The organism is Nocardioides sp. P5_C9_2 (genome assembly GCF_054049555.1).
Window position 1 is genome coordinate 1 of record NZ_JBFUMD010000438.1, and the last position, 3,344, is coordinate 3,344.

Below are 3,344 nucleotides of genomic sequence, written 5' to 3' on the forward strand. Positions count from 1 at the left end.
CGACCGCGTCCGAGCGGGGTCGAGGGGTGGGCCGAGATCGCGAGCCCGAGCAGGAGCGAGCCGAAGCCGATGGCGTAGTTCCACAGGCCGAGGTCAGCGATCGCCTTGGGCGAGCCCTGCTCGGCCGGGAAGGCCTCCGGGTCGGGGCGCACGCCGAAGTAGTAGTAGAGGATCCAGCCGATGCCCGCCGCGATGAGCAGCAGGGCCACGACGAACCTCACGGAGAAGACCTTCGTCGGGCTGTCGACGAACGCCTCGCTGGACTTGGGCACGACCACTCCTCGTAGCTCACGAACTCGGGCGGTGGGGCGTGGGGCGCCCACCGGGGGGCTAGCGTAGTCGCCGTGCCCGCCCCCACCGACCCGCGCCCCGACGACAGCGCGGCGCGCGCGCGTCGGCGGACCCTGATGTGGCGGGTGGGTACCCCGACGATGTTCATCCTCTGCGGGGTGCTCTTCGCGGTCAGCGCCAACCAGAGCGGCGGCACCGACCTGCGCGGCGGCAGCTACACCGACCTGGCATCAGTCGTGCAGGCCGAGCGCAACGACACCAACCGGCTGACCGACGAGGTCGCCGGCCTCAACGCGGAGATCGAGACCCTGACCGACGGTCTCGGGGACCGCACGGTCAACCGCTACCAGGACGAGATCGACACCCTGGTCGACCCCGCCGGGCTGACCCCGCGCACCGGTCAGGCGGTCCAGGTGACCCTGACCGACGCGCCCGAGGAGGTGCTCGTCACGACGGACCGGGACCAGAACGACCTGGTCGTGCACCAGCAGGACCTCCAGGCCGTCGTCAACGCGATGTGGCGTGCGGGGGCCGTCGCGGTCACGCTCCAGGGCCAGCGCATCATCTCGACCACCGGCATCAAGTGCGAGGGCAACTCGGTGACCCTGCACGGCGTGCCCTACTCCCCGCCGTACGAGATCGTGGGGATCGGCGACCCCGACGCGATCCAGGCCTCGCTCGAGGAGGACCGCTACCTCGACACCTACCGCCAGTACGCCGCCGACCCGACCGGCGGGGTGGGCTACGAGGTCACCACGGTGCCGCGCGTGACCGCGCCGGCGTACGAGGGGCTGCTCGACCTCACCTACGCCACGCCGATGGCCACGCCCAGCCAGGACGCCGGCTGACGCCGGACTCCCGCTGAGGCTGGTCCGACCCCGGGCGGCTTCCGCCCGGGTCCTCGCCGATCGCTCGCTCGGAGCAGGTCAGCGGGTACGCCGCGGGGTCGGGACCGGCGTCTCGGTGGGCGTGGAGGGTGTCTCGGACGGGACCGGGGTCTCGGTGGGCGTCGTCGGGGTCTCGGTGGGCGTCTCGGTGGGGGTCTCCGTCGGCGGGGGCTCGACGAAGGCGGAGACCACGATGAGGACCGTGTCGCCGCGGTCGGCCTCGCCGTCGCGCGGGAACTGGTCGACGACCTGGCCCTTGGGCTCGGTGGACGACGGGTCCGTGCGGACCTCCACCTCGAAGCCGGCCTGTTGCAGGGTGCGGGTGGCCTCACCCTGACGCAGACCGATCACCGACGGGACCGACTCGGGGCCGTCGGAGACTGACAGGGTGACCGTGGTGCCCTCGGCGACGGACTGGCCGGCGGGCGGGTCGGTCGAGATGACCTGGCCCTTGGGCTCGTCGGACTCGACCTCGGTCGCGGTCACCGCGAAGCCCTGGGCCCGCAGCGTGTCGCGGGCCGCCGTGCGCGGCTGCCCCACGACGTACGGCACCTGCACCTCGGGCTTGCCGAGAGAGATCACGAGGTCGACATCGGCTCCGGGGTCGACGTAGACGTCACGGTTGGGGTTCTGGCGGACCACCTGGTCGGTGGGGGCGTCCTCGGAGGTCTCGCGCGTCACCTGACCGACGGACAGGCCGGCCTGGCCGATCTCGATGCGCGCCTCCTCCTCGGTGAGGCCGACCAGGGCGGGGACCTGCTCGCGCTGGACGTCCTCGGTGAACATGCTCGGCAGGACGTACGCCGCCCCGGCGATGGCGGCGACGATGAGCAGGCCGAGCAGGATCATCAGCCCGGTGCGACCGCGCCGACCGTCCCCACCGGGGGGCGTGGCCGCTGCGGCGGCCGGGATGGTCGTGGCGGCGACAGCGGGAACCACCTCGGTGGCCTCCGCCGGCGGTGCGACGGCCTGGATCGGGTGTCCCGCGAGGTAGCGCTCGATGTCCTGGCGCATCGCGGCGGCGCTCTGGTAGCGGTCCTCGACCCGCTTGGCGAGCGACTTGAGGACGATCGCGTCGATCTCGGGGTCGAGCTCCTGGTCGTGGTCGGACGGCGGCGAGGGCTGCTCGCGCACGTGCTGGTAGGCCACGGCCACCGGGCTGTCGCCGACGAAGGGCGGACGGCCGGTGAGGAGCTCGTAGAGCAGGCAGCCGGTGGAGTAGACGTCCGAGCGGGAGTCCACGGTCTCGCCACGGGCCTGCTCGGGGGAGAGGTACTGCGCGGTGCCCACGACCGCGGCCGTCTGGGTCATCGTCGACGAGGCGTCGGACACCGCCCGGGCGATGCCGAAGTCCATCACCTTGACGTCGCCGCTGGGGGTCAGCATCACGTTGCCGGGCTTGATGTCGCGGTGGATGATCCCGGCCCGGTGGCTGTAGTCGAGGGCCGCGAGCACGTCGCTGGTGATCTCCAGGGCGCGTTCGGGCAGGATCTTGCGCCCCTCGCGGATGATGTCGCGCAGCGTCCGGCCCTGCACGCACTCCATGACGATGTAGGGCTGGGCGACGTCCGAGCCGTCGGTCGACATCTCCTCGCCCGTGTCGTAGACCGACACGATCGCGGGGTGGTTGAGCGAGGCCGAGCTCTGCGCCTCCCGACGGAACCGCGCCTGGAAGGTCGCGTCGCTCGCCAGGTCGGTACGCAGCCGCTTGACCGCCACGGTGCGGCCGAGACGGGTGTCGCGGCCCTTGCGGACCTCCGCCATGCCGCCGCGTCCCAGCAGCTCGCCGAGCTCGTAGCGGCCGCCGATCACGGTCGGCTCGTTGCTCATCGTCGCCCTCTCGCTGCGGTGGTCGTCTGGCAGGTCGTGCGGCTGGTCAGGTGGTCGGTCGCGCCCCGGCCCATCAGCTCGGACTGTCCGTCGGCGTCGTCGGCGTCGTGGGAGTGGTGGTCGTCGGCGTCTCGGTGGGCGTGGGTGTGGGCGTGGGCGTCTCGGTCGGTGCCGGCTTCCCCCAGTAGGACACCGTCACCGTGTCACCCTCCGCGAGGGTCCCGGAGGGGTCCACGCCGACGACGGCGTTCTCGGTCTCGCCGCCGGTGTTGTCGACCTTCTCCCGGCGGACCTTGAGGCCGAGGTCCTTGAGCGCCGCCTCGACGTCCTTGACGT

General features: G+C 72.3%; 4 protein-coding genes. 1 reads left to right on the plus strand and 3 read right to left on the minus strand.

Translation table 11 applies throughout. The annotated features are described in order from the left end of the window. On the minus strand, positions 1–272 hold a 272-nt coding region (locus tag ACXJKL_RS17665), incomplete at its 3' end, for a cell division protein CrgA (protein ID WP_457208320.1). Between the two features lie 72 nt (positions 273–344). Between ACXJKL_RS17665 and ACXJKL_RS17670 the strand changes: the two genes are divergently transcribed. Continuing rightward, complete coding sequence (locus tag ACXJKL_RS17670) at positions 345–1,139, plus strand: DUF881 domain-containing protein (protein WP_457208321.1); 795 nt, start codon at positions 345–347, stop codon at positions 1,137–1,139. A 78-nt stretch (positions 1,140–1,217) separates the two neighbouring features. Here the strand turns inward: ACXJKL_RS17670 and pknB are convergent, their stop codons facing one another. Both pknB and ACXJKL_RS17680 read right to left on the minus strand, forming a co-directional pair. Beyond that, positions 1,218–3,008: a Stk1 family PASTA domain-containing Ser/Thr kinase gene (gene pknB / locus ACXJKL_RS17675; protein ID WP_457208322.1), complete on the minus strand. Its 1,791-nt coding sequence runs from the start codon at positions 3,006–3,008 to the stop codon at positions 1,218–1,220. 73 nt (positions 3,009–3,081) lie between these two features. Continuing rightward, positions 3,082–3,344: PASTA domain-containing protein (locus ACXJKL_RS17680; RefSeq protein ID WP_457208323.1), on the minus strand; the 263-nt coding region annotated here is incomplete at its 5' end.